Source organism: Streptomyces sp. NPDC014894, from assembly GCF_043080985.1.
Classification (GTDB): domain Bacteria; phylum Actinomycetota; class Actinomycetes; order Streptomycetales; family Streptomycetaceae; genus Streptomyces.
Map to the genome: position 1 here is coordinate 11,890 of NZ_JBIBWD010000018.1, position 23,910 is coordinate 35,799.

A 23,910-nucleotide genomic window follows, 5' to 3' on the forward strand; every position below is an offset into this window, starting at 1 on the left:
CCGTAGGGTACGCCCATGAACGATCCGGTGAACGAGCGGCTGGCGCCCATGCCCGACGACTGGCGGCGCGCGCTCGCCGTCGTCGCCCACCCCGACGACCTGGAGTACGGCTGCGCCGCGGCCGTCGCCGGCTGGACCGACGGGGGGCGGGAGATCTCCTATCTCCTCGCCACCCGGGGCGAGGCCGGCATCGACTCCGTCGCCCCGGCCGAGTGCGCGCCGCTGCGGGAGCGCGAGCAGCGCGCCGGAGCGGCGATCGTGGGCGTGTCCACGGTCGAGTTCCTCGACCACCGGGACGGCGTCGTCGAGTACGGCCCCGCCCTGCGCCGTGACATCGCGGCGGCGATCCGCCGCCACCGCCCCGAACTGCTGATCACCCTCAACCACCGGGACACCTGGGGCGGCGGCCACTGGAACACCCCCGACCACCGGGCGGTCGGCCGGGCGACGCTCGACGCGGCGGCCGACGCGGGCAATCGCTGGATCTTCCCCGAGCTGATCTCCGAGCAGGGGCTCGAACCGTGGGACGGGGTCCGCTGGGTCGCCGTGGCGGGCTCCACCGCGCCCACCCACGCGGTCGACGCCGCACCGGGACTGGAGCGCTCCATCCGCTCCCTCCTGGAGCACCGCGCCTACCTCGGGGAGCTGACCAAGGATCCGGAGACGTACGTCCGCTCCTTCCTCACCGACGCCGCCCGGGAGGCGGGCGCCCGCTTCGGCGGCGGGCCCGCCGTGGCCTTCGAGCTGTTCCCCCACTGACCGGTCCGGGCCGGCCGGTCCCTCCCCGGGGCCGGCCGCCGGAACGCGCCGGGCCGAGGGCGTCAAGCCGCCGGTCCGGCCCGGCGGCGGCTCCTCAGCCGAGGTCCTCGTCCGTCCGCCGGAGCAGCAGCGTGACGAAGCCGAGCGTCCGGCGGTAGCCGTGCAGCCAGGCGTCCCGATGGTCCTTCGCGGCCCGGAGCGCCTCCGCCCGGTCCGGGCCGTCCTCCTGGTCCAGCGCCCAGCGGGACAGCGTCCCGGTCCACGACCACTCGTACTCGTCCCATTCGGCGACCGTGCTCACATGCCCGTACACCGGCGTCCAGCCCTCGGCCCCGACCCGGTCCACGGTCACCGCCAGACTGTCGTACTCCTGCGCGGTGAAGCCCGCGCCGAGGGTCTCCCGGCCCGGCTCACGCTCCCAGAACCCCTCGCCGACCAGCACCGAACCGCCCGGGGCGAGATGCCGCCCGGCCGCCTCCAGGGTGGGGAGCAGACCGCCGAAGGCATGGGTGGCCCCCACGCAGAGCACCACGTCGAAACGGTGTCCGGGGGCGAAGCCGGACGCGTCCCCCGTATGCAGCGCGACCCGGTCGGCGGCCCCCTCCGCGACCAGACGCGCCCGTCCCCGCGCGATCGCCGCCGCGTCGAGGTCGACTCCCTCGCCCACGAGCCCCGGTCGGCCGCGCACCGCCCGCCGCAGCCAGGTCCCCTCGCCACAGCCGAGATCGAGCACGCGCTCGTCCCCCCGGAGCAGCGCCCGCTCCAGCAGCCTGGCCACGGAGGCGTCGTGCAGCGGGGCGGCGACGGGGTGGTCCGCATGAGCGAGAGCGCTGATCGTCTGACGGTTCATCCGGCCATCCTGCCTCCCGCCGCCGGAGCCGGTCTCCCGATTTTCCGGCCCCCGGGGCGACGGGCGAGCCCTCAGCCCCCGGGGAGTTCGCCGGCCGTGGGGTACGAGTCCTGGGCCCCGCGCCGGGTCACGGAGACGGCCCCCACCCGGACGGCGTACGCGGCGGCCGAGGCCAGATCCTCGCCGAGGCCCAGCCGCCGGGCCAGCGCGGCGGTGAAGGCGTCGCCCGCCCCGGTCGTGTCGACGGCCTCGACCCGCGGACTCGGCGTCTCCGCCGCCGTACGGCCGTCCGCGACCAGCGCCCCGTCCGCGCCCAGGGTGATCACGACCGAACGCGGCCCGAGGGCGAGCAGCGCCCGTGCCCAGGCCCGGGGCCCGTCGCCCGCTTCGCCGCCGAGCAGGAACCGGGCCTCGTGCTCATTGACGACCAGCGGGTCGCAGGCCGCCAGCACCGCCGCCGGAAGCGCGGCCGGCGGGGACGGATTGAGGACGAGACGGCTGCCGGGGGCCAGGGAGCGGACCGTCTCCGCCACCGTCTCCAGCGGGATCTCCAGCTGCACGGAGACCACCCGCGCCGCCCGGAACAGCGGCGCGGCCGCCCGTACGTCGTCCGGCGTCAGACGGGCGTTGGCGCCGGGCGACACCACGATGCTGTTGTCGCCCGACGGATCCACGGTGATCAGCGCGACCCCGGTGGGCGCGCCGCCCACCAGCACCCCGTCCACGTCCACACCGGCCGCCCGCTGGGACTCCAGCAGCAGCCGCCCGTGGCCGTCGTCGCCGACTCTGGCCAGCAGGGCGGTACGGGCCCCGAGCCGGGCCGCCGCCACGGCCTGGTTCGCCCCCTTGCCGCCGGGGTGAACGGCCAGATCGGATCCGAGGACGGTCTCCCCGGGCCCGGGCCGCCGCTCCACGCGGGTCACCAGATCGGCATTGGCCGAGCCGACGACCAGCAGGTCGTAGCCGTGCATACGCTGTGCCTCCTTCATGTCCGACACCCCACACCAGACACCAGGGACCGGCGCGGCGGCCAGACACCGGCCGGACGGTCGGATTCGGCCACCACCGCACCCCGGCCCGGGCCGCTCCCGGGCCCCGCCCGAGCGGCCCGGGTGTCCCCGCCCCTCCCGTCAGAGGGCGTCGACGGCGGCGCGCAGCGCCCTCGGGCGTCCGAGGAGGTCGGTGTTGTCGGTCCACTGGTCCACGCCGCCGGTGAGCGGCAGGGCGCGCAGTTCGGGATCGGCGAGGCTGTTCGCCAGAGCCCGCGCGAACCGCTCGGCGTGCAGCACCCGGAACGGCCTGCTGTGGTACGGCCTGGTCGCCGGGTCCACCGGCTCGGCGAGCCCGGTGTCGTTCTGGAGGGCGGCGACCCTCTCGTACGCGTCGCACAGATGCCGTTCGCGGTCCGGGTACCGGTCCGCCGTCACCGCGCCCCGGAGGGAGGGGGCGAGGGCGCCGGCCGACGGGAGCCGGGCGAAGGCGCTCCCCAGCCACTTGCCGTAGGGGGCGTACCGCCGGTGCAGCAGCAGACAGAGCCGCATCAGATCGCGCACCAGCCGCCCCGCGACCACCGAGGAGCCGATGTCGTCCCCGACCTCGGCGCAGCGTCCCACGAACGCCTCCTCCTGGGAGACGCGCTGCCACTGACAGGCCAGCAGATAGCGCCACACCTCGTCCGGGTACCAGGCGAGCCGTTCGCGGGCCCGGGTGAGCGAGCCCGGCGCGTCGTGGAACACCGCGCCGCCGGTCACCTCGGCGAGGGTCTGCTGCGGCATCGCCAGCCAGTCGCGGACGGCCGGCGCGGCGGACAGGCCGACGCCGAGCCGCTCGCCGAGCCACGCGCCGAGGTCGTTCACCGAGACCCGGTGGTCGACCGGCCCGTCCGTCCGGGCCATCTCGCCGACGGGGCCGTCCGGGTCGGGGCGGTGGAAGTGGGTCGGCCAGCCCCGCACTTCCTTGGGCAGCCGCTCGGCCAGCAGCCCGGGGAGCGCCGTGCGCAGCCCGGGGTCCTGGCCGGGCGCGAGGAAGAGGTCGAGCCGGGGTCCCCACTCGTGGTCGGCGGAGCGCGCCGTGTCGAAGCCGAGCACCTCGGATCCGGAGCCGACCCGGGCCGCGGCGTACCGCAGCCCGGGCAGCTCGGCGTCGAGGATCGGCCGCACGGCCTCCTCGTAGAGGATCCGGGAGAGTTCGAGCCCCGGCAGGAACGCGGCGTGTGTCGTCATGGGGGCACTGTGCCGGGCGGGACCGGCGGGGGCCACCTAGTTTCGCGGCCCCCGCCGGAGGGCTCCCCGGTCCGGGGGAGTCCGGCGCTCAGGTGAGGATCTTCCGCATCTTGTCGGACACCCAGTCGCTGACGGTCGGGGCGTCCTTCGCCGGCCGGCCGTCGGGTCCGGCGCCCGGTCCGCCGGCGGGCCCTGCGTCCGGTCCGCCGTCCGGTCCGCCGTCCGGTCCGTCCGCCCGTCCGGCGAATCCGTCCGCCCGTGCGGCGAACGGGGGCAGCGGCGCGGTGGAGACATCGTGGTCGGGCATGTAGAAGAAGGGGACGGAGAGCCGCGAGGACCGGTCCGCCTCCTCCGGGACGACCACCCGGTGCAGGGCGGACCGCCACCGTCCGCCGGTCCACAGGGACATCAGATCGCCGATGTTGACCACGAAGCCGCCGGGCGTCGCCGGGATGCCGTGCCACGCGCCGTCGGGCCGCCGCACCTGCAGACCGCTCCGGCCGTCCTGCTGGTGAAGGACCGTCAGAGCGCCGAAGTCGGTGTGCTCGCCCCGCCGCAGCTGTCCCGGGAGCGGCGGCCCCGACCGCGCGTAGTAGTGGTTGGCGGCGATCGACGAGCCGTGCCGGCGGAACCGGTCGTCGAAGAAGCGCTCGTCGAGCCCGAGGGCGAGCGCGAACAGCCGCATGAGGTCGGCGGACAGCTCGCCGGCCGCCGTCATGTACTCCAGCCAGACGTCCTTGAACCCGGCGGGGGAGCGCGGCCATATGTTCGCCTGCGTCCAGGTCGCCCACTCGCCCCCGAGCCGCTCGCGCTCGCTCCGGTCCAGCTCCCCGGTCGCGTGGGCGGAGAAGACCTCGCAGAGGTCGGGCGGCGTCTCGTGGCCGAGGCTGTGGGCGGTCCGTCCGCCCGCCCGCCGGAATCCGGACACCCCGGGACGGTGCGCGACCAGGTCCTTCTCCTCGTCGGGCAGGGCGAAGAACGCGCTCGTCACCCGGTACATACGGTCGATGAGATCCCGGGGGACCCCATGGCCCGTGACGGCGAAGAACCCGGATCTCTCGCACGCGCGGCCGATCGCCGACGCCGTCGCGGCCCGCCCCCGGGCGGTGTCGCGGGACGAGAGATCGATGACGGGCACATGGCCGCCGGCCTCAGGGGCGACGGACCTGCGGTGGCTCATGGTCGTTCTCTCCTTCTGTCGATTGCCTCTCAAGGACCGGTCCGGCGCGGTCGGCGTCCTCGCGCGACAGCGCGCCGACGGCGAGCGCCCCGCAGGCGAGCAGGGCGAACGCCGCCCAGAGCGCCGCCGTATAGCCGTGCACGGCTCCGGCGGACAGGGCCTCGGGGCCGGATTCGCGGGAGGCCGCGTACGCCGCGGCGCCCGCGGTCGCGACGGAGTTGAACAGGGCGGTGCCGAGCGCGGCCCCCACCTGCTGCACCGCGTTGTACGCCCCCGACGCCACGCCCGCGTCGGCCGGGCCCGTCCCGGACGTCACCAGATTCGCCGCCGTCGCCAGCAGACAGCCCAGCCCGATCCCGGTCAGGACCTGCGCGGGGAGCAGATACACGACGAGCACGTGCGCGCTGTCGGCGGTCAGCCGGGTGAGGATCAGTATTCCGGCGGCGGAGGAGAGCAGCGCGGCGACGACGACGGTCCTGGGGTCGGCCCGCACCAGGAGTCTCCCGGCGACCACCGTCGAGCCGACGACGCTCGCGGCGGCGTTCACCAGCAGCGTCAGCCCCGCCCCGACGGCCGTGTACCCGAGGACGGTCTGGGTGTAGTAGCTCATGAAGAGGAAGAACCCGAACATCGCGGTGAACATCAGCCCGACGGACACGAACGCGATGCCCCGGACCCGGTGCAGCACGATCCCCGGCGGCAGCAGCGGATGCCTCGCCCGGGCCTCCACCCGGGCGAACAGCGCCAGCAGCCCGGCCCCGCCGAGCAGCGGGAGCAGGACCAGCGGATCGCCCCAGCCGCGCGACTCGGCCTGGGAGAGCCCGCCGACGAGCGCGGCGATCCCCGCCGCGCTGAGCAGCACCCCGGGCAGGTCGAGACGGAGCGGGCCGCGGCCCGGCCGGTCCCGGCGCAGCAGCGGCGTGCCGAGCAGGGCGAGCGCCGCCATGGGGACGTTGATGTACAGGCACCAGCGCCAGCCGGCGTACTCGGTGAGCAGTCCGCCCGACACCACCCCGAGGGCCGCGCCGCCCGCTCCGACGCCCGCGAAGACGCCGAAGGCCCTGCCCCGCTCACGGGGATCGGGGAACGTCATGCTCAGCAGCGCGAGCGCGGCCGGGGCCATCAGCGCGGCGGACAGCCCCTGGAGCGCCCGGGCGGCGAAGAACGTGCCCGCGTCCCCGGCCGCGCCGCCGAGCGCCGAGGCGGCGGCGAAGCCGATCAGACCCGCGGCGAACGACCGCCGGTGCCCGAGCGCGCCGCACACCCGTCCGCCCAGCAGCAGCGAGCCGCCGAGGGCCAGCGAGTACGCCGTGACCGCCCAGTGCCTCTCGGCGTCCGCCACGCCGAGACCCTGCTGGACCGAGGGGAGCGCGACGTTCACGATCGTCGCGTCCAGCACGGCCATCAGCTGGGCCAGGCTCACCACCAGCAGGGTCCAACGGCGGGCCGGCCGCGCGGGGGCGGCCGGGAGTTCCTGTCGCATCATCGCCTCACTCGAACATTGATCCAGTGACTCGAACGTTGGTCCAGACGCGGAGCAGCGTACTACAGGCGGCCCGGCGGACGGCCGAACCGGGACGCCGGATCCGGCCCGAATCCCTGATCATCCGGCTGATAGGTTTGGCCGCGACCACAGGGCGGGCCGGGCGGAGGTGAAGGTCATCGCGGACCAGGGGCAGGATGCGGAGAGGCGGACCGGAGCACGGACCGGCAGCGTCTGGCTCCGGCCCCCGCGCGGCGGCCGGAGCGGAGAGCCCCCGCTCACCCGGGCCCGCATCGTGGAAGCCGCCGTCGCCCTCCTCGACGACGAGGGCATGGACCGGCTCACCATGCGCCGCCTCGCCGAACGGCTCCAGGTCGGCGCGACCACCCTCTACTGGCACGTGGCGACCAAGGACGACGTCATCGACCTCGCCGTCGACGAGATCTTCGGAGAGACCCCGGTCCCCGACCGGCACACCCCGCGGCCCCGCGCCGATGTGACCCTCCTCCTCCACCACTGGCGCCTGGCCATGCTGCGCCACCCCTGGTCGGCCGCCCTGCCGCTCCGCAGAAGGCCGCTGATCGGCCCGAACTTCCTCGCCTGGATGGAATTCCTCCAGTCCTCGCTGCTCCGCACCGGTCTCGCCGAGGACCGGCTCAACGCCGCCACCTGGGTCCTCTACAACCACGTCATGGGGGCCGCCGCCGCCCAGTCCGGCCTGCTGCTCTCGCCGGAGGAGGCCCGGGCCGGCCAGGAGTACCTCGACAGCCGCCGCGACCGGTACCCGACCGTCGCCGCGCACAGCTACATCACCGACGACGCCTGGGACGCCCATTTCGCGGCCGGCCTGGACTTCCTCCTCGACGGAATGGCCGCCCGGCCGGACCGGGGCGGGCCGGACCCGGAGGACCCCGCACCCGCGTAGCCGGCGGCCCGCGCCCGGAGCGCCCCGGACCGCCGGGCCGCGCCGCCCCGCCGGAGCGATCGGCTCCGTCCCAGCCGGTGTATCCCACACCCTTGACGTGCTGTTTAATGCATGAAGTTCGCAACAACAGCTGATCTTCAGTAGGGGTGTGGGAGCCGTGTCTGCCCGACCGATCCGACGGAACCGTTCGATACGCGGCCTGGCCGCCCTGACCACGGCGACCGCGCTCACCGTCGGCGCCGCAGCCTGTTCCAACCCGGAGAGCGGCGGCGCGGGCGGCGGGGGCGGCGGCGAGTCCGCGGTCGTCGGCATCGCCTACGAGCCCGAGAGCCTCAGCCCCCTCCTCGGCTTCGGCAAGGACGGCAACTCCAAGATCTTCGACGGGCTGCTCGCCCTCGACGGCGACATGAAGCTCCGGCCCGCGCTCGCCTCGGCACTCCCCGAGGTCAGCGAGGACGGCCTGACCTACACGTACAAGCTCCGGCAGGGCGTGAAGTTCAGCGACGGCGAGCCCTTCTCGTCCAAGGACGTGGTCTTCACCTACCGCACCATCCTGGACGACAAGACCAACAACGCCTCCAAGTCCGAGCTGGACGCGATCAAGGACATCCGGGCGACCGGCGACGACACCGTCGTCTTCACCCTGAAGTACCCCTACGCCCCCTTCGCCCAGCGCACCGTGCTCCCCATCGCACCCGAGCACATAGCCGCGGGCCAGGACGTCAACACCGGCCCCTTCACCACCAAGCCGATCGGCACCGGCCCGTACACCCTGACCAACTGGTCCAAGGGCGAGAAGATCAGCTTCAAGGCCAACCCCGGCTACTGGGACGGCGAGCCCGAGGTGAAGAAGTTCACCATGGCGATCATCAAGGACGACGACGTCCGCGCCACCCGGCTGCGCGCGGGCGACCTCGACGGCGCGATCCTGCCGCCCAACCTCGCCGAGGGCTTCGCGAAGGACAAGGGCCGCAAGACCCACGCCGCCACGACCTACGACTACCGCACCGTGACCCTGCCGACCGGCAACAAGGTCGCGGGCGACACCGCCGTCCGCCGCGCCCTCGACGTCGCCGTCGACCGCCGGGCCATGGTCGACCAGATCCTGGAGGGCGCCGGCAAGCCCGCCCACGGCCCCGTCCCCACCGGCAGCGAGTGGTTCACCGAGGGCACCGAGCGCACCCACGACCTCGACCGGGCCAAGAAGATCCTCGACGACGCCGGCTGGAAGCCCGGCGGCGACGGCATCCGCGTCAAGGACGGCGTCCGCGCCGAGTTCCCGCTCTGGTACCTCTCCGGGGACCGGCTCCGCCAGGACCACGCGCTCGCCTACGCCTCCGACGCGAAGAAGGCCGGCATCTCCATCAAGACCCAGGCCGGCACCTGGGAGGTCATCCAGCCCCGGATGAAGAACGACGCCGTCCTCGCCGGCGGCGGCGCCCCCGGCGACCCCGACTTCGACCAGTACCTCCTGCTCACCTCCTCCCTCGCCGGCGACGGCTTCAACAACATGGGCTGGTACGACAACCCCGTCGTCGACAAGGCGCTCCGGGACGGCCGTGAGAGCGGGAAGAAGGCCGAGCGGAAGGCCGCGTACGACACCGTCCAGCGCGAGCTGGTCAAGAACCCGGGCTACACCTTCCTCACCCACATCGACCACCTCTACGTCGTGAACGACGACTGGGACGCGCTGACCACCCAGGTCGAGCCGCACGACCACGGACTGGCCTCCGGCCCCTGGTGGAACGTCGAGAAGTGGGCCCCCAAGGGCACCGAGAAGTGAGCACCGGCCTCATCGAGGGGAGGACGGCGCGCCGCCGTCCTCCCTGGGGGCCGATGGCACGGATGGCCGGGCGGCGAGCCCTGTTCGCCGTCCCCGTCCTGCTGGCCGTGACCTTCGGGGTCTTCGCCGTCGCGGACGCCTCCCCCTTCGACCCCGTCAAGGCGTACACCGGCACCGCCGGACTCACCGCCTCGCAGGAGAACCTCGACCAGATCCGCGCCAACCTCGGCGTCGACCAGCCCCTCACCACCCGCTGGTGGAACTGGCTCACCTCCGCCCTCACCGGCGACCTCGGCGACTCCAGCGTCATGCGCCAGCCCGTCGCCGACGTCATCGCCGAACGCCTCGGCTGGTCCGTGCTCCTCGCCGCCACCGCCTTCCTCCTCGCCATCGTCCTCGGCACCGGGCTCGGCGTCCTCGCCGCCCGCCGCCAGGGCGGCTGGCTCGACCGCTGCGCCTCGGCCGCCGCGTACACCCTCGAAGCCGCCCCCGCCTTCTGGCTCGGACTGCTCGCCATCTGGTTCTTCGCCCTCGAACTCGGCGTCCTGCCCGCCGGCGGGCTCACCGACACCGGCAGCGACGTCATCACTGCCGGCCAGGTCGCCTCCCATCTGGTGCTGCCCGCCGCCGTCCTCGGGATCTCCCAGCTGCCGTGGTTCTTCCTCTATGTGCGCCAGGGCGTCGCCGACGCCCTGGAGGAGGACCCCGTCCGCGGCGCCCGCGCCCGCGGCCTCGGCGAACCCGCCGTGCTCCTCGGCCACGCCCTGCGCTCCGGGATGCTCCCCATGCTCACCCTGATCGGCTCCCGGGTCCCCGAACTGATCACCGGCGCACTGCTGGTGGAGACCGTCTTCAGCTGGCCCGGCATCGCCGCCGCGACCGTCGAGGCCGCCACCTCCGTCGACTTCCCCCTGCTGGCCGCGCTCACCGTGCTCGCCACCGCCGCCGTACTCCTCGGCAATCTCCTCTCCGACCTGCTGTACGGACTCGCCGACCCGAGAGTGGGCTTCGATGGCTGACACCCTCTGGCGCTCCCACGGCCGCACCCGGCGCTCCACCCGCACGGTCCGGATCTCGTTCTCCGCCGTCATCGTCGCCGCCGTCGTGCTCGCCGTCCTCGTCGTACCGCCGCTGGCCCAGCTGGACGAGCAGGCCGTCGACCTCTCCCAGAAACTCCGGCCGCCGTCCTGGGAACACCCCTTCGGCACCGACGACGTCGGCCGCGACCTGCTGCTGCGCTGCGTCTACGGGCTGCGGATCTCCCTCCTCGTCGGACTGGTCGCGGCGCTCTTCGCCACCGTCGTCGGCACCCTGGTGGGAGCCGCCGCGGCCGCCTTCGGCGGCTGGACCGACCGCGTCGTGATGCGGCTGGTCGACACCTTCGCCTCCGTCCCCCACCTCCTCCTCGGGATCTTCATCGTGGCGATGTTCCGCCCCGGGGTCTGGCCGGTCATCGCCTCCGTCGCGCTCACCCACTGGCTCTCCACCGCCAGAATCGTCCGCTCGGAAGTCCTCTCCCTGCGCTCCCGGCCCTTCGTCGACGCCGCGATATCCGGCGGCGCCTCCCGGCTCCGGGTCACCGCCCGCCATCTGCTCCCCGGCGTGCTGCCGCAGGCCGGACTCGCGGCCGTCCTGATGGTGCCGCACGCCATGTGGCACGAGTCGGCGCTCTCCTTCCTCGGCCTCGGACTCCCCACCCACCAGGCCAGCCTCGGCAATCTGGTGCAGTCCGCGCGCAGCTCCCTGCTGGCCGGCGACTGGTGGCCGACCCTCTTCCCCGGACTCTTCCTGATCATCCCCACCCTCGCCATCGCCGGACTCGCGGGCGCCTGGCGGGAACGGATCAACCCGCGCCGCCGATCGGAGCTGATGCTGTGACCGCCGTACTGTCGGTGCACGACCTCTCCGTACGGTTCCGGATGCGCGGCGGACGCCATGTCGCCGCCGTCACCGGAGCGCGCTTCGACCTCGCCGCGGGGGAGTGCCTCGCCCTCGTCGGCGAGAGCGGCTGCGGAAAGTCCGTCCTCGCCTCCGCCCTCCTCGGACTCCTCCCCGGCAACGCCCAGACCACGGGCAGCGCGACCGTCGACGGCCTCGACCTGCTCGCCGCGGACGAGCGCACCCTCGCCCGCTCCGTCCGGGGCCGCCGCGTCGGCCTCGTACCGCAGAGCCCCTCGGCCCACCTCACCCCCGTCCGCACCGTCGGCGCCCAGATCGAGGAGACCCTGCGGGCGCTCGCCGGCACCCCCCGGCGGGAACTGCGCGCCGCGGCCCTCGCCGCCGCCGAACGCGCCGCCTTCCCCGCCGACCACCTCGACCGCTACCCCCACGAACTCTCCGGCGGACTCGCCCAGCGCGCCGCCACCGCCCTCGCCCTCATCGGCGACGCCCCGCTGCTGCTCGCCGACGAACCGACCACCGGTCTCGACCGCGAGCTGGTCGACCGCACCGCCGACGAACTGCGCCGGCACACCGACGACGGCCGCGCCCTGCTGATGATCACCCACGATCTCGCGGCGGCCGAACGGATCGCCGACCGGGTCGCCGTCATGTACGCGGGACGCATCGTCGAGATCGCCGAGGCCCGCGCCTTCTTCGGCGAGCCCGGCCCCCGCCACCCCTACGCCCGGGGACTCCTCGCCGCCCTGCCCGAACGCGACTTCGCCCCGATCCCCGGCATGCCGCCGGAGCTGGGGGACCTCCCGGACGGCTGCGCCTTCGCCGCCCGCTGCGAGCGCGCGACCGATCTCTGCGCCACCCGCCCCTCCTTCACCACGGGCCTCGCCTGCCACCACCCGGCGGCCGTCCCCGGCGAACGGAGCCCGGCCCGTGCCTGACCACCGGCCCGGCCCGCCCACCCCCACGAGGCCGGGCGGCGGCCGTCGCCCGCACCCCCGCCAGGAGCGTCACCGTGCTTGAACTCGACACCATCACCGCCGGATACGACCGCGCGCGGCCCGTCGTACGGGAGGTCTCGCTCACCCTCGCCCCCGGCGAGGCCGTCGGACTCCTCGGCCCCAGCGGCTGCGGCAAGTCGACCCTCGCCCGGGTGGCCGCGCTGCTGCACCGCCCCTACGCCGGCCGGGTCGTCATCGACGGCGAACCCGCCCGGGGCTGGCGGCACACCGCGCCGCGCGCCCAGCGCACCGCCGTCGGCGTCGTCTTCCAGCAGCCCAGGACGTCCGCCGACCCCAGGCTCGCCCTGCGCGACCTGATCGCCGAACCCCTGCGCGCCACCGGCCGCCGCGACGAGATCGCCGCCCGGGTGCCGGAACTCGCCGACGCCGTCGGCCTCACCGGCGAACTGCTCGGCCGCCGCCCCCACGAGGTCAGCGACGGCCAGCTCCAGCGGGCCTGCCTCGCCCGCGCGCTGGTGCTCCGCCCGCGCTGGCTCATCTGCGACGAGATGACCGCGATGCTCGACGCCTCCACGACCGCCGCGCTGGTGGCCGTCGTCGAGGAGTACCGGAGGGCCGAGGGCGCCGGACTCCTCGCCGTCGGCCACGACCGGGTCCTCCTGGAGCGCTGGTGCGACCGCACCGTCCACTGGAAGTCCACGACCCCGGCCGCCGTCTGACGGCCGGGCGCGGAAACCCCGTACAGCCCCCTCCCGGCCGCGCCGCCCCGGGCCGATACTCCGGACGACCCTCCCGTCCACGAGTCCGGAGGCCCCCGTGCCGATCACCCGACGCGGCGCCGTCACCGCGATCACCGCCGCGCTGGCCGCGGCCGCCGCCGCACCCGCCACCGCCCGCACCGCGCACCACGACGACGACCCGTGCCCCCGACCGCTGCGCCGGGCCCACGCCCACAACGACTATCTGCACCCGCGCCCGCTCCACGACGCCCTCGACCACGGATTCACCAGCGTGGAGGCCGACGTCTTCCTCGTCGACGGCGAACTCCTGGTCGCCCACACCCCCGCCGAACTGGACCCCGCCCGCACCCTGCGCTCCCTCTATCTCGACCCGCTGCTCGCCCGGGTGCGGGCCGGCGGCGGGGCCGTCCATCCGGGACATCCGCTCTCCCTGCGGCTCCTGATCGACATCAAGGCCGACGGCGACGCCTGCTACCGGGTCCTCGACCGGCAACTGCGCGACTACCGCCGGATGCTGAGCCGCTGCTCCGACGGCCGGGTCAGGACCGGGGCCGTCACCGCCGTCGTCTCCGGCGACCGCGCCGCCCGCGCCCCCATGGAGGCCCAGCGGCGGCGGTACGCGTTCTACGACGGCCGGCTCGACGACCTCGCCGCGGGCGCCCCGGCCTCCTTCGTCCCGCTGATCTCCGGGAACTGGAACCACAGTTTCACCTGGCGGGGCGAGGGCGCGTTCCCCGCGTCCGAACGCGAGCGGCTGCGCACGCTCACCGCCGAGGCCCACGCGAGCCGCCGTCGCCTCCGCTTCTGGGCCACCCCCGACACGCCGGGCCCGGCCCGTGACGCGCTCTGGGGCGAGCTGTTCGACGCCGGGGTCGACTGCCTCAACTCCGACGATCTGGCGGGCCTGGAGGCCTTTCTCCGCGCCCGGCGCCCCTGAACGGAGCCCCCCGGAGGTCAACCACCCGTACGGCGGACACGCCAGTCGGCCGTACGGACCGCCCACTGCGCCAGACTACGGCCGAATGCCGCAAATCCGGCGCGGTCAAGGAGGTTGGCGATGGCCATTTCAATTTCGGTGGTGCTGCTTCTGGTGGTGCTCGCGGTGATCTTCCTGCGCAACGGCGGACTGAAGTTCTCCCACGCGCTCACCTGCGCGCTGCTCGGCTTCTTCCTCGCCGGCACCAGCATGGCCCCGACCATCCACGAAGGCGTCGCGGCCACCGCCGAGGTGGTCGGCAGCCTCCACCCCTGACACCCGGGCCGCCCCTCGGACCACCGGGCCCGTCCCGGTCGGCCGCCGCCCCTGACACCCGGGCCCGCCCGGCCGGCCGCCGCCCCCGACGCCGGTCCGCCCGGTCAGCCGCCGACCAGCCGCGAGCGGATCAGAAACCGCACCCCCTCCGGAGCCTCCAGCGAGAAACCGCTCCCACGGCCCTCGACCACGTCCACCACCAGCCGTGTATGACTCCACAGCGCGTACTGGGACGCCGACATCCAGAAGGCCACCGCCTCCCCGACGCCCTCCACCCTCAGCTCCTCCAGGAGGACGTCGGACCCGCCGGTGCGGAACTCCCCCCGCGGATAGCACATGGGGGCGCTGCCGTCGCAGCAGCCGCCCGACTGGTGGAACATCAGCGGACCGTGGGCCTCCGTCAGCCGGCGCAGCAGTGCGGCGGCCGCCGGGGTCAGCTCCACGCGCGAGGATTCGGTCATCCGTTCAGCACACCACGGGCGAGGTTGCGACCCCGTTGCGACACTCCCCGGCGCGCGGCGCGCGGACCCTGTCGCGGACGCGCGCCGGGGGGAATGATGTCCCCGAGGCCCGGTGCGCGGACGACGCCGCCGCCGGGCGCCCGAGCACCGTCTCCGACAGAAAGCAGACGCCATGCCTCTTGAGGGTGAGTACGAGCCGAGCCCGGCGCAGTGGGTGAGGGATCAGGTCGAGCTGTACGAGAGTTCCGGCGGCACCGAGGGCACCACCCTCCGGGGCATGCCCGTCGTCATCCTCACCACCCGGGGCGCCCGCAGCGGCCGGCTCCGCAAATCCCCCCTGATGCGGGTCGAACACGGAGGCCGGTACGCCGTCGTCGCCTCGGCCGGCGGCGCGGACAAGCACCCCGTCTGGTATCACAATGTGATCGCCGAACCCGAGGTGGAACTCCAGGACGGCCCCGTCCGCCAGGACATGCGGGCCCGCCAGGTCGAGGGCGAGGAGAAGGCCGAGTGGTGGGCGCGCGCGGTCGAGGCGTACGCCGACTACGCCGACTACCAGAAGAAGACGGACCGCCCGATCCCCGTCTTCGTCCTGGAACCGGACCAGAACGGCGGCTGACCGCACCGGGGCCCCGGAGCGGCGCCGACTCCGCTCCGAGCCCCCGGCCCGCCGCGGCGGCCGCCGCGACGACGCGTGACCCAGTCGACACCCCGCCACGTTGCGACGACGTTGCGACCGCTCGCCGAGCACGGCCCCGCCCCCGCGGGAGCCGGGCCGGACGGGACCGCCGCGCCCTCGCGCACCCACGACCGGAGGAGACCGCCGTGCCCGAACACCGCCCCGGCGGGGAGAACGTGGACCCAGTGGACCCAGTGGAACTCGCGCGCCTGCGCTACGCCCTGTACGTCGAGACGCTCCGCGCCCGGATGCCCGGACCGCAGTTCACCCTGCTGATGCGGACGGTCGACCTCTATGTCGGCGCCGGCGGCGGCCGCGTCCGGCTGCGGATGGACCCCGGCGACCGGGAGCTGTTCACCGCCGAGGTGCAACAGGAACTCCTCACCCTCCTCGGCCTCCTGGGCGCGATGCGCCCCGGGCACGCCGACCGGGCCGAGCATGTCGTCGTCCGCCTCGGCGACGGCGAGTACGCCAAGGGAGCCCTGACCCTGGTGCCGCCCGAGGTCGCGGCCGACCCGGAGCGGCTGCGCGCCATGCTCGCGCGGATCGACGCCCGGCAGCGCCGCAGCCACGACGACCGGCGCGAGGTGGAGGAGATCGCCAGGGCCAGCGGCATGTCCGCCGGGCCGGACGAGTGAACGCCCCCGGCCGCCGGGCCCGACGGGTGAACGCCCCGGCCCGGCGAGCGCGGCCCGTCAGCGCGCCGCGCCGCCGAACTCCCTCACCAGCTCCTCGATCGCGCCCGGATTGCGCGGACTCTCCACCAGCTGCACATAGTCCAGGACGACGAACCGCTTGTTCCTGATCGCGGACACCTTGGCGAGCGGCGCGTACGACAGCAGGAACCGCTTCTTCTCCTCGGCGCTGGTGTCCCCGTAGTTGTTGATCACAATGATCTCGGGGTCCCGCTCCACCACGGTCTCCCAGCCGACCGCGGTCCAGCTGTCCTTGAGGTCCTTCATCACATGGTCCCCGCCGGCCTTGGTGATGATGTCGTGCGGACCGGCGTACGCGCCCGAGGTGAACGGCTTGTCCCGGCCGTCGTCGTAGAGGAACACCCGCGGCCGGTCGGCCCCCTGCGGCGCCCCCGCCCGGGCGTCCGCCACCTGCTTCCGGAACTTCGCGACGAGCGCCTCGGCACGGTCCTCGACGTCGAAGAGCTTCCCGAGATTCAGCAGATCGGTGTAGAGCGCCTCCAGCGGCGGCATCACCCCGCGCATCTTCGAACGGCCGTTGCGGCACGACTCGGTCAGCAGATACGAGTCGACGCCCAGCTCCTTCAGCTTCTCCGGAGTGAAGCCCTCGCCCTCGTTGAAGCCGTAGTTCCAGCCCGCGAAGACCAGATCCGCCCGGGCGTCGAGCACCAGCTCCTTGTTGATCCGCTTCTTCGACAGCCAGGTCGTCCGGTCGTACGCGCCCTTCCAGGGCACCTCGTCGACCGAGCCCTTGTCGTCGGGCATCACATAGCCCGCCATCCGGTCCTCCAGACCCAGCGCGAACATGATCTCGGTGATGCCGACGTCATTGGTCACGACCCGCTCCGGAGCCTTGTCGAAGGTCCGGCGCTCACCGCAGTTGTCGAGGGTCACCGGATAGTGCCGGTTCGCCGACGCGCTCTCCTTGCCGCCGGCGGAGGAGTCGACATCGGCCCCGCAGCCGGAGAGCGCCAGCGCGGTCACGAGTATCAGGGCCGGTGCGCGCAGGGAACGCGGGGAACGGGACATGGCGGAAGGCTCCTTGGGACGAGGACGAGGACGAGGACGAGGGATGGGAGGGGACGGGACGGGGGAACGCGTCAGGGGCCGGCGGGGTCGCCGCCCGGCGGCAGACGGTCGAACAGCAGCTGCACCGCGCCCGAGACGGGATGCGCCACCCGATGCGCCCGGACGCCGAACACCTCCGCGAGCAGCCGCGCCGTCAGCACCTCGTGCGGCGGCCCCGAGGCCACGATCCGCCCGTGGTCGATCACATGGAGCGCGTCGCAGTGCACCGCGGCCAGATTGAGGTCGTGCAGCGCGGTCAGCACGGTGAGACCGCTGGCCCGCACCAGGGACAGCACCTCCAGCTGCTGCGCGATGTCCAGATGGTTGGTGGGCTCGTCGAGGACCAGAACCCGCGGCCGCTGCGCCAGCGCCCGGGCGATCAGCACCCGCTGCCGCTCACCGCCGGAGAGGGTGAGAAAGCTCCGCTCCGCCAGATGGGACGCGCCGACCCCGGCCAGCGCCGCCCGGCACTCGGCCCGGTCCTCCGCGCTGGTCCTGGCCGCCGCCCGCTGATGCGGCAGCCGGCCCATCGCCACCACCTCGGCCACGGTGAAGTCGAACTCGGCGACCGTGTCCTGGGGGAGCGCGGCCAGCCGCCGGGCGCCCTCGCGCTGGCTCAGCGCGTGCAGATCGTCGCCGTCGAGCCGGACGGTCCCCGCCGCGGGGCGCAGCGCCCGGTACACACAGCGCAGCAGACTGGACTTGCCGCTGCCGTTGGGGCCGACCAGGCCCACGAGAGCGCCGCTCTCCGCGCGCAGGGTGACGTCCTCCACCAGCCGCGCCCCGCCGACGGCGACGGTCAGGTCGTCGATGTCGATCCTCATCACTGGCCTCCGAAGGTGTAGCCGCGACGGCGCATCAGCAGGACGAAGCAGGGCACGCCGATGACCGCCGTCAGCACGCCCACCGGCAGTTCGGTGGGGGCCAGGACGACCCGGGAGAGGATGTCCACCCAGATCAGCAGGATCGCGCCCGCGAGCGGGGCGACGGCGAGCAGCCTGCGGTGGTCGGCGCCCACCACCATCCGTGCGGCGTGCGGGACCATCAGCCCGATGAAGCCGATCGCGCCGCTGACCGCGACCACCGCTCCGGTGACGGCGGCGGAGACCACGAACAGCTCCCGGCGCAGCCGGCCGGGGTCCACTCCGAGGGCGGCCGCGGTCTCGTCGCCCATGGCGAGCGCGTTCAGCCGGCGGGCGGAGAGCCCGAGGTGGAGCAGCCCGGCGAGCACCGCCCCGGCCGCGATCGGCACGGCGGCCCAGTTCGCCCCGCCGAGGCTGCCGAGCAGCCACATCATGGCCGAACGGGCCGCCTCGCCGTGCTCGGCGGCGAAGACCATGAAGGTGGTGATGGCGGAGAAGCCGTAGTACATCGCGGTGCCGGTCAGCACCAGCCGGATCGGGGTCAGTCCATGGGCGGTGCGGGCGATCGCGTACACCAGCGTCATCGCCGCCAGCGCCGAGGCGAAGGCGGCGGCGGACAGAGCCCAGACGCCCAGGGCCCCGAGCGCGCCGAAGATGAGGACGGCGTTCGCGCCGACGGCCGCGCCCGAGGAGATGCCGAGGACGAAGGGGTCCGCCAGCGCGTTGCGCACCATGGCCTGGACGGCGACCCCGATCGCCGTGAGCCCGGCCCCGACGACCCCGGCCAGGACCGCGCGGGGGAAGCGCAGCTCCCAGACGATGGTGTACGCGGGGACCTGTTCGGGGGTGATCGTGCCGCCGGTCAGCCCCGCCCGGAGATGGCCGAGCACCTCGGCCCAGCCGATCCCGGACGCGCCGATGCCCGCGCCGCAGACGACGGAGACCGGCAGCGCGAGAAGGAGTACGGCCAGCAGCGGGAGCAGCGGCACCCGGCGGGGCGGCGCGGGTCCCGTACCGGAGCCGGCGGCGGCCGGCTGACGCGCGAGGGACTTGCGATCGGTGGGTACGGCCACGAACGACGTCGCTTTCGCCTCGGGCCGTGCGTCCACGGCCGAGGAGCTGCCCGGGGCGGATGTCCGGCCGGGCATCCTCTCGCAGTCCACGGCGAGTTGACAGGATCCAGCGCCGCTGCGGGAAATCGGGCTCACGGGCCCCGGAATCCAGGGCTCCGCCTACCGTTGCGGGTCAGCGCCGGACTTCGACCGGACTTCCCCCGCAGAGCGCCTGAAGAGTAACGCGTCCCGGGGGCACGGCGGTTGCCGGGTCCGCCGGGGCGCCGCCCGGCGGGCGTCCTGCCCCGGTCCGTGATGATTCGCGACAGGCCGGGGGCGCGCCCACCCGCCTTCGGGGCCGTCACGCGGGTACGCCCGGCCGGAACAAGCTGCTTCGACCGCCCCGGCCTGCCGCTGACCCGTGTCCGCGCCGACGCCGGTCGGGCCGTCGGCCGCGCCGTCAGTCGAAGGTCATGCCGAAGTAGGGATCGGGCTTCCCGGTGTAGGGGTTGAACCCGGACTCCCAGCGCTGCCGCTCCACCCGCCAGTGCACGAAGTGCGGCGCGGGCTCGCCCCAGAGCGAGAGATCGCTGAGCGGGCACTCGGGAAACCCCCGCCTGAACACCCGTCTCAGGAACTCCGCCATCCCCATGTCGTACACCTTCCAGGTCGGCGAGCCGTGCCGCTCCCAGACGACCACCGGCCACGCGTCCGGATCGCCGTCGTCGGTCACCCAGCCCAGGATGTCCGCCCCGCAGCTCACCCCCCACGCGATGAGCCGGTCCGGATCGGCGGCCACCCCCTCGGGCGGCCTCTCCCGGCGCCAAGTGAACCGTAGATTCCGGGTCTCGGCGGCCATGCCGTCGTACTCGGCGTTCCACGGGGAGTCCTCGGCGAGGGCGGGGGCGAGGACGGAGAACGCGTCGTCGATGCCGCCCGATCCGTACGCCGCCATGAAGGCGATGTAGTCCGACGGGAAGGAGACGCCCCACTCCTCCCGGGCCGCCGCCCAGTCGACCCGGTCGTCCGCGCCGTCGCGCGGCGACATGACCGCCATCAGCGCGGACAACGGCGATTCCTCGGACATGTCCCCTCCAGCGCTGTCGTGTTGAGGGAAACATAGCCGCGGGCACTGACAGCGGACCGTGCTCCGTCCGCCGCACGGCCGGGCCGAGGCCCGGCGTCCCGGCGGTCGCCAGGACATACGCCGGGGCCGAGCGAATCGGAAGACCCGGTGATATCACGCCGTGCTTGCCCTCAGGGAGCCCCGGACCGGCCGTTCCGGGCCCGCTGCCACTGAGACGGTGATCACCGTCTCAGTTGTACAACCTTGTCAGGGCTCCATCAGTCTCACCCTTGACCACCGCCGTGGTCGTACCCAAGAGGAGAACGTCATTTCCGCCATACGCAAGACCCTGTCCGCCACCGCTGTCGTCACGCTGGTCCTCACGGGCGCGGCCGCCTGCGGCACCGTGGAGAACCTGTCCGCCGGCCAGAAGCTGGACCGCGCCTTCGACAAGCTCGGCAAGGAGAAGTCCATCTCCCTGGAGCTGGACCTGGACACCGACGCCGCGACCGTGCAGTCGCTGGACGCCAAGGCGTCCGAGCCGGGCGAGGAGATCCCGAAGGAGGCCGCCGAGCTGATCGCCGGAGGCAGCATCTCCATCTCCATGGAGTCGAAGAAGCCGCTCGCCGAGTCCGGCGAGAAGGACTTCATCGGCATGGCCATGAAGGTCAGCGGCGCCGACGGCGAACTCGTCGAGTACCGGATGGCCGGCGACTACAGCTACTTCCGTATCGACATGGAGGCCTTCGGGAAGCTGTCCGGGGAGGCCATGCCGCCCGCGGAGGAGCTGCCCGACAGCGCCGGCCCGCTGAAGAAGGTCTTCTCGGGCGACTGGGTCAAGGTCTCCAACAAGGAGATGCGGAAGACCCGGGACGAGATGACCGAGGCCCTGGGCGAGAAGGGCGCGAAGCCCGAGGCCAAGCCCACCCTCGACGCCGCGGCGCAGAAGAAGCTCACCGACGCGCTGCGCGACGCGATCACCCGCGAGGTGGAGTTCAAGACCGCCGACGGCAAGGACGGCGCGGAGCGCGTCACGGCCACCGCCCCCCTGCGCGCCCTCGTCACCGAACTGGTCGACGCGATCCGCCCGCTGGCCAAGGAACTGCCCCCGGGCATGCAGACGCTGCCCACGGCCAAGGAGCTCAAGGAGGTCCCGAACACCAAGGCCACGGCCGACTTCATCCTCAAGGACGAGGCGCTCACGGAGATGTCCGTGGACCTCACCAAGCTGGACAAGAGCATGAAGGCCGACAAGTTCGCCCTGGTCCTGCGGGTGGGCGCGGGCGACAAGCCCACGGCCCCGGCCGGCGCCACCGAGATCAAGGTCGACGAGCTGATGGAGGGCTTCTTCGGAGGCGGTCCGAGCGAGGGATTCCCGGGCGAGAACGCCTCCGTGGGCATCTCCGCGGACGTTCCTCTGGACGCCCAGGGATGATCCCCGGCGCGACCGGGCCGCCGGGCCCGCCTCCCCACCGGAGGCCGAGGCCCGGGGCCCGTCCCGCGCGGACGCCCGGTGACACATGACGCCGGGCCGCTCAGCCGATTCCCCTCATGCCTGCCTGCCCTTCTGCCTGACTGCCTCCGGAGCCCGGCCCTCCGCAGTCGCGGAGCGCGACCGGGCGCCCTGAACGGCTCGCGACGACAGGACGGCACCGTCCTTGTCGACATATCCACCCGAGCGGCCGTGGATGCGCGCGGCCGCCGAGAGCGGGACCGGGAGACGGGACCCGCGCACCGTGCCGTTCTCCCGGCCGTGCGGTTCTCCGCACCGTGCCGCGCCGCTCCCCGTGTCGCACCGTGCCGTCTGCGTGCCCGGCCCGCCGGCAGTAGCCGCTCTGCGCGCCCGGCCCGCCGACAGCGGCCGCGCTCTCGCTTCCCGCGGGTCCCGCGCCTCCGCCGGGGTGACCCAGCCGCTCCGCGTCCTGGTCGACGAAGGGCGGCCGTCCGCGACCCGGCCCGATGCCCGGGCGCGCGCGAGGCTCCCGGCCGGGGCCCGGACCGCGCGGTCCCGCTGAAGGAACCGCCTCACGGACCGCCGCCCAGGGCGACAAGCTTCCCGTCGACTCGCCGCGAGCCCCGGCCGGTGTGCGCCGGGCCGCGTTGTTGCGGGCGTATTGCGGTTGTGTGGCAGCGCGGAGCGGGGCGTACCGGCCTGTACCGGACGTCACTACGGTGTCTGCGTCACCGACAGAAAGCGAGCATGTCATGTCCGTCACCGACCAGTACCTCGTCAACAACAAGAAGTACGCCGCGTCCTTCGACGGACCGCTGCCGCTTCCGCCGTCCTCCCGGGTCGCCGTCGTCGCCTGCATGGACGCGCGGCTCAACGTCTACGGCATCCTCGGCCTCCAGGACGGTGAGGCCCACGTCATCCGCAACGCCGGCGGGGTGATCACCGACGACGAGATCCGTTCGCTCGCCATCAGCCAGCGCCTTCTGGGCACCCGGGAGATCATCCTGATCCATCACACCGACTGCGGGATGCTGACCTTCACCGACGACGCCTTCGCGCGGGGGATCGAGGAGGAGGCCGGCGTCCGGCCGTCGTGGGCGGCCGAGGCCTTCCCCGACCTCCAGCAGGATGTGCGCGACTCGATCCGGCGCATCACCACCAGCCCGTTCGTGCCCCACACCGACGCGGTGCGCGGCTTCGTCTTCGACGTGGCCACCGGACTGCTCGGCGAGGTGACCTGAGGCCGGACCTCTCTTCCGCTCGCCGTGGCGGGGCCCGGTCCGGGCCGCCGGGGATCACCCGGTCCGGGCCAGCCGGGACACGGCGAGCGGGGCGGGACACGGCGAGCGGTACGGACCTCGGTCTCGGCGGCACGGCGAGCGCGCGGACCTCGCTCTCAGCTGTGTTCGCGGTGCTCGGCGGCGACCTCTTTGATGATCTTCTGAAGGGTCTTGTCGCCCACCTCGTCGCAGGGCGCGGGCCTCACCGAGTCCTGGATGTCGGTGCCCGAGGCCATCGCGGACTCGTAGTCGCGGGTGATGGCCTCCCGGCAGGCCGATGTGTCGGGTTCGGAGTCCCCGTCGCCGCAGGCTGTGAGGCCGAGCAGCAACGCGGCCCCGCAGAGCGCCGACGCGACCGGTCTCGTACGCATGATGGCCCCCAACGTCGCGTGATGGAAGGCGAGGGTAGCGCGAACCCGCCGCGCTGAAACGGGAGTTGACGCGACGCGGGCGTCGGCCCGCCGGCCGACGCGGTGGGCGGCGGACTCGTCGTACGGCCTCCGCCGGGCCGCCGCGCGCGATCGCGCTCCCGCCGGCCGGCCCGATCACGGCGGTGATTTCCGCACCCGTGCGCGGCGCGGCCCCGGTCGACCGGCGCGCGGTCGGGGCCGAAGCCCGTGATCGCCCGGAGTGCCGAGTAATGAGCTGACAGACGAACCCGCTTTGCATAGCTTGTCGCTGGTTCATCGCTCGTTTGCACGAAGGGGGAAAGCTCGTATGTCGACCATCATGCGCGGTCTGGTTCTGGCGGGTGTATCGACGGCCGTTCTCGCCGTCTCGATACCGCCGGCGGCCGCCACCGACGCACAGAAGTACAACAGCGTGCGGCTGCAGAAGGTGTGGACGCCGAACAAGACCGACCGCTGCCTGTCCATGAACGGCAGCAAGAAGACCGGCGCGACCCTGATCCTGGCGGCCTGCAACCGGGACAAGACCCAGAAGTGGACGCTGAAGCGCGCCACCAGTGGCACGTACACCGTCAAGAACGACAAGTCCGGCAAGTGTCTGCACGTGGCGAACAACAAGACCGGTACGAAGGTCACGCAGCAGCCCTGCAAGCGCACGAACAAGAAGCAGCAGTGGGTGCTCAGCGGGAGCAAGATCATCAGTAAGCACGCCAACAAGACGATCACCTCGAAGGTGAACACCAAGGGCTCCAAGCCGTTCCTGGACAAGGTCAGCGCCAAGAAGCGCGCCCAGCAGGAGTGGGGCCTCTCCTGATCACGGCCTGACCCGCCGAA

At 73.6% G+C, this 23,910-nt stretch carries 25 protein-coding genes and 1 riboswitch; of the genes, 14 read left to right on the plus strand and 11 right to left on the minus strand.

What is annotated here, in order from left to right; genetic code table 11:
• Positions 1-15: 15 nt before the first annotated feature.
• Entirely contained in the window at positions 16-759 is a 744-nt protein-coding gene (locus ACF089_RS31235) for a PIG-L deacetylase family protein (RefSeq protein ID WP_392033973.1), read from the plus strand.
• Between the two features lie 94 nt (positions 760-853).
• Here the strand turns inward: ACF089_RS31235 and ACF089_RS31240 are convergent, their stop codons facing one another.
• From ACF089_RS31240 to ACF089_RS31260, 5 genes are all read right to left on the minus strand, one after another.
• Entirely contained in the window at positions 854-1,609 is a 756-nt protein-coding gene (locus ACF089_RS31240; protein WP_392033975.1) for an SAM-dependent methyltransferase, read from the minus strand.
• A 71-nt stretch (positions 1,610-1,680) separates the two neighbouring features.
• Positions 1,681-2,598, minus strand: a complete 918-nt coding sequence (locus ACF089_RS31245; protein WP_392033978.1) for a ribokinase — start codon at positions 2,596-2,598, stop codon at positions 1,681-1,683.
• 141 nt (positions 2,599-2,739) lie between these two features.
• Positions 2,740-3,831 carry a DUF4037 domain-containing protein gene (locus tag ACF089_RS31250; protein ID WP_392033981.1) on the minus strand — a complete coding sequence of 364 codons (1,092 nt, stop codon included), beginning with the start codon at positions 3,829-3,831 and terminating at the stop codon, positions 2,740-2,742.
• A gap of 88 nt (positions 3,832-3,919) precedes the next feature.
• On the minus strand, positions 3,920-5,011 hold the full coding sequence (locus ACF089_RS31255) for an isopenicillin N synthase family dioxygenase (protein ID WP_392033983.1): 1,092 nt from the start codon (positions 5,009-5,011) through the stop codon (positions 3,920-3,922).
• A complete protein-coding gene (locus ACF089_RS31260) occupies positions 4,983-6,494 on the minus strand; it encodes an MFS transporter (protein ID WP_392033985.1) in 1,512 nt (503 codons plus the stop codon). The genes ACF089_RS31255 and ACF089_RS31260 overlap by 29 nt, the downstream gene beginning before the upstream one ends.
• 178 nt (positions 6,495-6,672) lie before the next feature.
• Between ACF089_RS31260 and ACF089_RS31265 the strand changes: the two genes are divergently transcribed.
• The 8 genes from ACF089_RS31265 to ACF089_RS31300 all read left to right on the plus strand — a co-directional run bounded on the left by ACF089_RS31265 (position 6,673) and on the right by ACF089_RS31300 (position 14,052).
• A complete protein-coding gene (locus ACF089_RS31265; protein WP_392034283.1) occupies positions 6,673-7,419 on the plus strand; it encodes a TetR/AcrR family transcriptional regulator in 747 nt (248 codons plus the stop codon).
• 157 nt (positions 7,420-7,576) lie between these two features.
• Positions 7,577-9,202 carry an ABC transporter substrate-binding protein gene (locus tag ACF089_RS31270; RefSeq protein ID WP_392033988.1) on the plus strand — a complete coding sequence of 542 codons (1,626 nt, stop codon included), beginning with the start codon at positions 7,577-7,579 and terminating at the stop codon, positions 9,200-9,202.
• Between the two features lie 53 nt (positions 9,203-9,255).
• On the plus strand, positions 9,256-10,221 hold the full coding sequence (locus tag ACF089_RS31275) for an ABC transporter permease (protein WP_392033991.1): 966 nt from the start codon (positions 9,256-9,258) through the stop codon (positions 10,219-10,221).
• Positions 10,214-11,080 (plus strand): ABC transporter permease, encoded by an 867-nt coding sequence (locus ACF089_RS31280; protein ID WP_392033994.1) that lies wholly within the window; start codon positions 10,214-10,216, stop codon positions 11,078-11,080. Before ACF089_RS31275 ends, ACF089_RS31280 begins: the two co-directional genes overlap by 8 nt.
• Positions 11,081-11,121: 41 nt before the next feature.
• Complete coding sequence (locus ACF089_RS31285; protein ID WP_392034286.1) at positions 11,122-12,039, plus strand: ABC transporter ATP-binding protein; 918 nt, start codon at positions 11,122-11,124, stop codon at positions 12,037-12,039.
• Positions 12,040-12,113: 74 nt separating this feature from the next.
• Positions 12,114-12,779, plus strand: coding sequence for an ABC transporter ATP-binding protein (locus ACF089_RS31290; RefSeq protein ID WP_392033996.1), 666 nt, complete (start codon positions 12,114-12,116; stop codon positions 12,777-12,779).
• 97 nt (positions 12,780-12,876) lie between these two features.
• Positions 12,877-13,737 carry a phosphatidylinositol-specific phospholipase C/glycerophosphodiester phosphodiesterase family protein gene (locus tag ACF089_RS31295; protein WP_392033999.1) on the plus strand — a complete coding sequence of 287 codons (861 nt, stop codon included), beginning with the start codon at positions 12,877-12,879 and terminating at the stop codon, positions 13,735-13,737.
• A 120-nt stretch (positions 13,738-13,857) separates the two neighbouring features.
• Entirely contained in the window at positions 13,858-14,052 is a 195-nt protein-coding gene (locus tag ACF089_RS31300) for a hypothetical protein (protein WP_351554594.1), read from the plus strand.
• A 104-nt stretch (positions 14,053-14,156) separates the two neighbouring features.
• Here ACF089_RS31300 and ACF089_RS31305 read toward each other — a convergent pair whose 3' ends face one another.
• Positions 14,157-14,513: a DUF779 domain-containing protein gene (locus ACF089_RS31305; RefSeq protein WP_392034002.1), complete on the minus strand. Its 357-nt coding sequence runs from the start codon at positions 14,511-14,513 to the stop codon at positions 14,157-14,159.
• Between the two features lie 172 nt (positions 14,514-14,685).
• Between ACF089_RS31305 and ACF089_RS31310 the strand changes: the two genes are divergently transcribed.
• Together ACF089_RS31310 and ACF089_RS31315 are read left to right on the plus strand one after the other, a co-directional pair.
• Complete coding sequence (locus ACF089_RS31310) at positions 14,686-15,132, plus strand: nitroreductase family deazaflavin-dependent oxidoreductase (protein WP_392034004.1); 447 nt, start codon at positions 14,686-14,688, stop codon at positions 15,130-15,132.
• A gap of 245 nt (positions 15,133-15,377) precedes the next feature.
• Positions 15,378-15,830 carry a hypothetical protein gene (locus tag ACF089_RS31315; RefSeq protein ID WP_392034007.1) on the plus strand — a complete coding sequence of 151 codons (453 nt, stop codon included), beginning with the start codon at positions 15,378-15,380 and terminating at the stop codon, positions 15,828-15,830.
• Between the two features lie 57 nt (positions 15,831-15,887).
• Here the strand turns inward: ACF089_RS31315 and ACF089_RS31320 are convergent, their stop codons facing one another.
• The 4 genes from ACF089_RS31320 to ACF089_RS31335 all read right to left on the minus strand — a co-directional run bounded on the left by ACF089_RS31320 (position 15,888) and on the right by ACF089_RS31335 (position 19,957).
• Complete coding sequence (locus ACF089_RS31320; RefSeq protein WP_392034009.1) at positions 15,888-16,916, minus strand: ABC transporter substrate-binding protein; 1,029 nt, start codon at positions 16,914-16,916, stop codon at positions 15,888-15,890.
• A 71-nt stretch (positions 16,917-16,987) separates the two neighbouring features.
• The gene (locus ACF089_RS31325) at positions 16,988-17,779 is read right to left on the minus strand and encodes an ABC transporter ATP-binding protein (protein ID WP_392034011.1); all 792 of its coding nucleotides are present in this window, start codon (positions 17,777-17,779) and stop codon (positions 16,988-16,990) included.
• Entirely contained in the window at positions 17,779-18,807 is a 1,029-nt protein-coding gene (locus tag ACF089_RS31330) for a FecCD family ABC transporter permease (protein WP_392034290.1), read from the minus strand. The genes ACF089_RS31325 and ACF089_RS31330 overlap by 1 nt, the downstream gene beginning before the upstream one ends.
• Before the next feature lie 182 nt (positions 18,808-18,989).
• A riboswitch (cobalamin riboswitch) is annotated at positions 18,990-19,114 on the minus strand.
• A gap of 216 nt (positions 19,115-19,330) precedes the next feature.
• Positions 19,331-19,957 (minus strand): SMI1/KNR4 family protein, encoded by a 627-nt coding sequence (locus ACF089_RS31335; protein WP_392034013.1) that lies wholly within the window; start codon positions 19,955-19,957, stop codon positions 19,331-19,333.
• Between the two features lie 217 nt (positions 19,958-20,174).
• On the opposite strand from ACF089_RS31335, the gene ACF089_RS31340 reads away from it, so the two are divergent.
• Positions 20,175-21,371, plus strand: a complete 1,197-nt coding sequence (locus ACF089_RS31340) for a hypothetical protein (protein ID WP_392034015.1) — start codon at positions 20,175-20,177, stop codon at positions 21,369-21,371.
• 770 nt (positions 21,372-22,141) lie between these two features.
• Positions 22,142-22,630, plus strand: a complete 489-nt coding sequence (locus ACF089_RS31345) for a beta-class carbonic anhydrase (RefSeq protein ID WP_392034017.1) — start codon at positions 22,142-22,144, stop codon at positions 22,628-22,630.
• Positions 22,631-22,785: 155 nt separating this feature from the next.
• Here ACF089_RS31345 and ACF089_RS31350 read toward each other — a convergent pair whose 3' ends face one another.
• A complete protein-coding gene (locus ACF089_RS31350; protein ID WP_392034019.1) occupies positions 22,786-23,040 on the minus strand; it encodes a hypothetical protein in 255 nt (84 codons plus the stop codon).
• Between the two features lie 346 nt (positions 23,041-23,386).
• On the opposite strand from ACF089_RS31350, the gene ACF089_RS31355 reads away from it, so the two are divergent.
• Positions 23,387-23,890 carry an RICIN domain-containing protein gene (locus ACF089_RS31355; protein WP_392034021.1) on the plus strand — a complete coding sequence of 168 codons (504 nt, stop codon included), beginning with the start codon at positions 23,387-23,389 and terminating at the stop codon, positions 23,888-23,890.
• Positions 23,891-23,910 lie beyond the last annotated feature (20 nt).